6 protein-coding genes and 1 pseudogene are annotated in these 6,804 nt (G+C 65.3%); 5 read left to right on the top strand and 2 right to left on the bottom strand.

From position 1 onward, the window contains the following. The 3 genes and pseudogenes from ACO6VM_RS10830 to ACO6VM_RS10820 all read left to right on the top strand — a co-directional run. Window positions 1-98: pseudogene (locus ACO6VM_RS10830) on the top strand (ATP-binding cassette domain-containing protein); the annotation flags it as partial. A gap of 26 nt (window positions 99-124) precedes the next feature. Then, on the top strand, window positions 125-1,309 hold the full coding sequence (locus ACO6VM_RS10825) for an osmoprotectant NAGGN system M42 family peptidase (RefSeq protein ID WP_422403240.1): 1,185 nt from the start codon (window positions 125-127) through the stop codon (window positions 1,307-1,309). A 186-nt stretch (window positions 1,310-1,495) separates the two neighbouring features. Further along, window positions 1,496-1,876, top strand: a complete 381-nt coding sequence (locus tag ACO6VM_RS10820) for a hypothetical protein (protein WP_125857797.1) — start codon at window positions 1,496-1,498, stop codon at window positions 1,874-1,876. Here the strand turns inward: ACO6VM_RS10820 and ACO6VM_RS10815 are convergent, their stop codons facing one another. Further along, a complete protein-coding gene (locus tag ACO6VM_RS10815; protein WP_401057705.1) occupies window positions 1,877-2,713 on the bottom strand; it encodes a CvfB family protein in 837 nt (278 codons plus the stop codon). A gap of 130 nt (window positions 2,714-2,843) precedes the next feature. Here ACO6VM_RS10815 and ACO6VM_RS10810 point away from each other — a divergent pair, with 130 nt between their 5' ends. After that, the gene (locus ACO6VM_RS10810; protein ID WP_401057704.1) at window positions 2,844-3,704 is read left to right on the top strand and encodes a DUF6279 family lipoprotein; all 861 of its coding nucleotides are present in this window, start codon (window positions 2,844-2,846) and stop codon (window positions 3,702-3,704) included. Window positions 3,705-3,888: 184 nt separating this feature from the next. Here the strand turns inward: ACO6VM_RS10810 and aceK are convergent, their stop codons facing one another. Next, window positions 3,889-5,604 carry a bifunctional isocitrate dehydrogenase kinase/phosphatase gene (gene aceK, locus ACO6VM_RS10805; protein WP_401057703.1) on the bottom strand — a complete coding sequence of 572 codons (1,716 nt, stop codon included), beginning with the start codon at window positions 5,602-5,604 and terminating at the stop codon, window positions 3,889-3,891. Window positions 5,605-5,842: 238 nt separating this feature from the next. On the opposite strand from aceK, the gene ACO6VM_RS10800 reads away from it, so the two are divergent. Next, a complete protein-coding gene (locus ACO6VM_RS10800; protein ID WP_401057702.1) occupies window positions 5,843-6,718 on the top strand; it encodes a DMT family transporter in 876 nt (291 codons plus the stop codon). Window positions 6,719-6,804: the final 86 nt, after the last annotated feature.

Below are 6,804 nucleotides of genomic sequence, written 5' to 3'. Positions count from 1 at the left end.
CGACCAGCCTGACCATCGAAGATGGCCAGGTGTTCGGCCTGATCGGCCACTCCGGCGCCGGCAAGAGCACCATGCTGCGCCTGATCAACCGCCTCGAGGCCCTCGAAACAAAGGAGAAATCCTGATGTCTGCGAAACACCCCGAACCCGATCTCGACTACCTGAAGAAAGTCCTGCTGGAAATGCTCGCCATCCCCAGCCCCACCGGTTTCACCGACACCATCGTGCGCTATGTCGCCGAACGCCTGGACGAACTGGGCATCCCCTTCGAACTGACCCGCCGCGGCACCATCCGCGCCACGCTCAAGGGTCGGCAGAGCTCGCCGGACCGAGCCGTCAGCGCGCACCTGGACACCATCGGCGCCAGCGTGCGCCAGTTGCAGGACAACGGCCGGCTGGCGCTGGCGGCCGTGGGCTGCTGGTCGAGCCGCTTCGCCGAAGGCAGCCGGGTCAGCGTGTTCACCGATACCGGCGTGTACCGCGGCAGCGTGCTGCCGCTGATGGCCAGCGGGCACGCCTTCAACACCGCCATCGACCAGATGCCGATCAGTTGGGAACACGTGGAAGTGCGCCTGGACGCCTACTGCACCACCCGCGCCGACTGCGAAGCGCTGGGGATAGCCATCGGTGATTTCGTCGCCTTCGACCCGCTGCCGGAGTTCACCGAAAGCGGCCATATCAGCGCCCGTCACCTGGACGACAAGGCCGGCGTGGCGGCGTTGCTGGCAGCGCTCAAGGCGGTAGTGGAAAGCGGCCGGCAGCCATTGATCGACTGCCACCCGCTGTTCACCATCACCGAGGAAACCGGCTCGGGCGCTGCTGCCGCCCTGCCCTGGGATGTCAGCGAGTTCGTCGGTATCGACATCGGTCCGGTGGCCCCCGGCCAGGCCTCCAGCGAACATGCGGTGAGCGTGGCCATGCAGGACTCGTCCGGGCCCTATGACTACCACCTGTCGCGCCACCTGCTGAAGCTGGCTGGCGACCAGGGCCTGCCGGTGCGCCGCGACCTGTTCCGCTACTACTTCAGCGACGCCCATTCGGCGGTGACCGCCGGCCACGACATCCGCACCGCCCTGGTGGCCTTCGGTTGCGATGCCACCCACGGCTACGAACGCACCCATATCGACAGCCTGGCGGCCCTCAGCCGGCTGCTCTGCGGCTACCTGTTGAGCCCGCCGGTGTTCGCCAGCGATTCGCAGCCGGCCAACGCCTCGCTGGAGCGCTTCAGCCACCAGCTGGAGCACGATGCGCAGATGGAAAGCGACACCCGGGTGCTGGTGGGGGACATCTGGGTGGGGAAAAGGGTTTGAGGTTTGGTGGTGGCTGTACGGGCCTCATCGCCGGCAAGCCGGCTCCCACAACTGCCTATGCGCCCCAGTGGGAGCCGGCTTGCCGGCGATTGGCAGGAGCGGCCAATGCGCATCGCACAGCTTGCCCCGCCCTGCGCCACCCCGCACAATGTCAGGCCTTTCTGGCGTCAATCCGCAGGACCCTGCATGAAAATCAACAAACCCACCGCCATCGCCCGCCGCAACGAAGCGCTGGCCCGCCCGGTACTCGACAGCGACAACACCCTGTTCGCCATCCTCGACACCAAGCGCAACCTGTGGTGGTTCGAAGTGCCGGTGGCACTGCTGCGCAAAGGCCAGCCCGACTGGGTCAACCTGTTGCTGCACACCCCGGAAACCGACGAACTGCAGCACCTGAAGGTGCCGGTCAACTTCCTCCGTGCTCACCAGGAGCAGATGGAAGTGCGCCACCCCGGCAAGCGCCGCTCCACCATCAGCCTGGCGCTGAGCGCCGACCGCGATTCGCTGCTGCGCGACACCCGCCCGGGTGGCGAGCAACTGGATTTCCGCACCTTCGTGCAGGCCTGATCAGGCCCGCTCGATCCGGTCGTCATGGATGACGATCTTGCCCTGCTTGAACAACGCGCCAATGGCCTTCTTGAAGTTGCCCTTGCTGACGTTGAACATCTGGCTGATCACCGCCGGGTCGCTCTTGTCGCACACCGGCAACGTGCCACCGGCCGCTTCCAGGCGCTGCATGATCTGCTCTTGCAGGCCGTCGGCCAGCGCTTCGCCCACCGGTTGCAGGCTCAGGGCGATCTTGCCGTCGTGGCGCACTTCCTTGATGAAGCCCTTCTCGTGCATACCTGAACGCAGGAACTTGAACACCTCGTTCTTGTGGATCAAGCCCCAGTGGCGGTTGTTGATGATCGCCTTGAAGCCCATCGGCGTCTCGCCGGCCACCAGCAGCTCGACCGGCTGGCCGACCTTGTAGTCGACCGGGGCGTTGTCCAGGTAGCGATCCAGCTTGGCAGTGGCGGTGATGCGGCGGGTGCGCTTGTCCAGGTAGGCATGGACCACGCAGTAGTCGCCGATCTTCAGCGGCCGCGACTCTTCCGAGTACGGCATCAGCAGGTCCTTGGACAGGCCCCAGTCGAGGAAGATGCCCGCGCCGTTGATGTCCTTGACCTTGAGGCTGGCGAACTCGCCCACCTGCATTTTCGGCTTCTCGGTGGTGGCGATCAGTTGGTCTTCGCTGTCCAGGTAGATGAACACGTTGAGCCAGTCATCGAGTTCCAGCTCTGCGCCCTTGGGGAAGTAGCGACGCGGCAGCAGGATTTCGCCATCGGCGCCGCCGTCCAGGTACAGGCCGAATTCCACGTGTTTCACGATTTGCAAACTGTTGTAGCGCCCAAGCAGAGCCATTTGTGAAGATCCTCAAGACAAGGCGGCTATTCTAACACCTGACCCGCCCGGCCGCCCGAGCGCACATGCACCGGAACCGCCGCGCGCCCTTTGCGTCTACCGCCTGGCCAGTCCCTGCAAGGATTCGCTCATGCCTGTACGCCTGACCAAAGCCCTGCTCATCGTCGTTGCCCTGGCCCTGGTGCTGGCGGCCTGCAACCGCATCGACCTGGCCTACCGCAACCTCGACCGCCTGGTGCCGTGGTCGCTGGGCGACTACCTGGACATGAACCGCGAGCAGAAGCGCCTGCTCGACGAACGGCTGAAGGAGCAACTGGCCTGGCACTGCAAGACCCAACTGCCCGGCTACCTCGACTGGCTCGACCGGGTGCAAGGGATGGTCGCCAGCGATACCGTCACCGATGCGACCCTGCAACAGCGCACTGCCGAGGCACGCCAGGCGATCGGACGGGTCGCCGAGCAGATCACTCCCTCGGCCAGCGAGCTGTTGCGCGGCATGAGCGACGCCCAGGTGGCCGAGATGCGCCAGGCGTTTCGCCAGGACATCGACAAACGCCGGCAAACCTATGCCGAGACGCCGCTGCCCAAACAGGTCGCACAACGCGCCACGCGCATGGAGAAACGCCTTGAACCCTGGCTTGGCGAACTGACCCGTGAGCAACGCCTGCGGGTGATGAGCTGGTCGCAGGCGTTGGGCGACCAGAACCGCAGCGCAATCGCCAACCGCGCCCACTGGCAACAGCAGCTGGCGCTGGCGATGGAGCAACGCGCCTCCCCCGGTTTCGAGCCACGCCTTGCGCAGTTGCTGCAGCGCAAGGAGAGCCTGTGGACGGCGGAGTACCGTCAGGCCTTCCAGAACAGCGAGCAGCAGGCACGCAGCCTGCTGGTGGACCTGATGAAACAGAGCAGCCCGGTGCAGCGGCAATTCCTGCAGCAGAAGTTGAACAAGGTGCGCACGGATTTCAGTGAGTTGAAGTGCCTGAAAGGCTAAAAACAGCCGGGACAACGTGGGAGCGGGGGGGGGGGGGGGGGGGGGGGGGGGGGGGGGGGGGAGGGGAGGGGGGGGGGGGGGGGGGGAGTGGGGGGCTTGCCCCGCGATGGCGTCTGTAGGGCCACAACCATTGCCTGGTCGGACGCTATCGCGGGGCAAGCCCGCTCCCACGAGTCCCTCCTTGTCAGCGCACCTTGCGCCGGTAAGGGAACACATCGATCACCTTCCCCGCCCGAATAGCCTCCTGCAGCCCCTTCCAGTAATCGGCGTCATACAGCTCGCCATGCAAGCGGCTGAACAAACGCCGCTGGCCCATATCAGCGAACAGGAACGGGGGGAACTCCTCGGGGAACACGTCGTGTGGGCCGATCGAATACCACGGCTCGCCGGACATTTCGTCCTCCGGATAGCGCGGTGGCGGGATATGGCGGAAGTTGACCTCGGTAAGGAAACAGATTTCGTCGTAGTCGTAGAACACCACCCGGCCATGGCGGGTGACACCGAAGTTCTTCAGCAGCATGTCGCCGGGGAAGATATTCGCCGCCGCCAGTTGCTTGATCGCCAGCCCGTAATCCTCCAGCGCCTCCAGCACCTGCGCTTCACTGGCATGCTCCAGGTACAGGTTGAGCGGGGTCATGCGCCGCTCGGTCCAGCAGTGGCGGATCAGCACGGTGTCACCTTCCAGCGTTACGGTGGAAGGCGCCACCTCCAATAGCTCGGCCAGGCACTCGGGGTCGAACTTGGCCTGCGGGAAGCGAAAATCGGCGAACTCCTGGGTATCGGCCATGCGCCCGACGCGATCGACGCTTTTCACCAAGCGGTACTTGTCGATCACCGTGGCACGGTCCACGGTCTTTGAGGGCGAAAAGCGGTCCTTGATGATCTTGAACACGGTGTTGAAGCCCGGCAGGGTGAACACGCTCATCACCATCCCCCGTACCCCCGGGGCCATGATGAAACGGTCATCGCTGCGCGCCAGGTGGCCGATCAGCGCGCGGTAGAACTCCGACTTGCCGTGTTTGTAGAAGCCGATCGAGGTGTACAGCTCGGCGATATGCTTGCCCGGCAGGATGCGCTTGAGAAAGTTGACGAACTCCGCCGGCACCGGCACATCGACCATGAAGTACGAGCGGGTGAAGGAGAAGATGATCGACACCTCGGCCTCGTCGGTGATCAGCGCGTCGGCCTCGATGCCATGCCCTTCGCGGTGCAGCAGCGGGATTACCAGCGGCCACTGCTCGTCGACCGTGTGCAGGCGACCGACCAGGTAGGCGCCCTTGTTGCGGTACAGCACCGGGGTGAACAGCTCCACGGCCAGCGCCGGGTCCTTGCACACCCAGTCGGGCAGGCTCTCGCGCAGTTGCTGCTCCAGCCGTGCCAGGTCGCCCTCCAGGTCACCGTAGGGTTCGTTGAATGCATAATCGGCGAAGATCGCCCGCAGCAAGCTCTTCAGCCCGCCCTCAAGCGGGTAAGTACAGGTTTGCGCCGCGCGCTCGTGGCTGCGCATCGAAGGCCGGGTGGTGTGGATGAACATGCAGCCGTCGCTGATCTGGTCATGGCTGAACAGGCTGCAGAACAGCGAGTTGTACCAGGTTTCGGACAGTTCATCGTCCAGGCGCGGGTCGATCAGGCGGATGTAAGCGCTCTTCACCAGCGGCCACTGCTCCACGTCCAGCAGCACCGGCGCCTGGAACCCTTGGCGCAACCTGCCGTTGGCCTCGGCGACCTTTTCTTCGTAGAGGTTGATACGGGCCGCAGCCGCTTGCTGGATGTCCTGCCAGCGCGCCTGCTCGAAACGCTCGCGGGCGCCCAGGGTGATGCGGCGAAAATACTCGCGGTAGTCGTCGAAGCCCTCGAGGATCACGCGGGCGATGTCGGCAGCGGGCCAAGGTTGGGTCATGCGCGGGGCCTCGAATCAAGGTGAGTTAAAGAGCTTAGTCGCCTGCGGCTTTTACGGAAGACCATACGGCCCATCGCGGGGCAAGCCCGCTCCCACGCCGCTCCCCCGTGTGTGGTGTGTGGCGTGGGAGCGGGCTTGCCCCGCGATGGGCCGCACGCAATTACAGAGCAAGAAAGCACAAGAATCGCCACACCTGGTGACGTACACTCGCGCCCCTGCCCCACTGCCGGAGACCCCCGTGAGCCCCATCGCCCTAGCCCGCCTGCTGACCCTTGCCGCTGTCTGGGGGGCGAGCTTCCTGTTCATGCGCATCATTGCCCCGGAACTCGGCACAGTGCCGACCGCGTTCTTCCGGGTGTCGATCGCCTGCCTGGGGCTGATCGTGATCCTCGCTGCCACGCGAGTGCGCTGGGACTTCAACGGCAAGCTGGGCGCCTGCCTGGTGCTGGGCATGATCAACTCCGGCATCCCGGCCACCTTCTATTCGGTGGCAGCGCAGGTGCTGCCGGCCGGCTATTCGGCGATCTTCAACGCCACCACGCCCCTGATGGGCGTGCTGATCGGCGCGCTGTGCTTCCGTGAACCTATGACCCTGGCCAAGCTGTGCGGGATATTCCTGGGCCTGTTCGGCGTCGGCATCCTCAGCGGCGCAGGGCCTGCGGCGCTGGACCTGGCCTTGCTGCAAGGCGCTCTGGCGTGCCTGGCGGCAACCACTTGCTATGGGTTCGCCGGCTTCCTCGCGCGGCGCTGGATCAGCGGCCTGGACAGCCGCCTGTCGGCCCTGGGCAGCATGCTCGGCGCGACCCTGCTGCTTAGCCCGCTGTTCGCCTGGAGCGCCCTCACCCAACCGCCAGCCAGCTGGGGTGGCTGGCAGGTGTGGCTGTCACTGCTGGGCCTGGGCCTGCTGTGCACCGCGTTCGCCTACATCCTGTACTTCCGCTTGCTGGACGAGATCGGACCGGTCAAGGCCAGTACCGTGACCTTTCTGATTCCGGTGTTCGGCGTGCTGTGGGGGGCATGGCTGCTGGACGAGCCACTGTCGATGGCGCACCTGTACGGCGGGATGCTGATTGGCGCGGCACTGTGGCTGGTGTTGCGCCCCGCCCGGCAGTGAACCAGGCAGCGTGGGAGCTGTGTAGCGTGGGAGCGGGCTTGCCCCGCGATTTCGTCAGATCGGACGACGCATCGCGGGGCAAGCCC

Origin of the sequence: Pseudomonas sp. GZD-209 (genome assembly GCF_049310485.1) — a bacterium.
GTDB lineage: Bacteria > Pseudomonadota > Gammaproteobacteria > Pseudomonadales > Pseudomonadaceae > Aquipseudomonas > Aquipseudomonas sichuanensis.
Note: the sequence above shows the minus strand (reverse complement) of the source record. Positions and strands in the feature narration are given on the sequence as shown.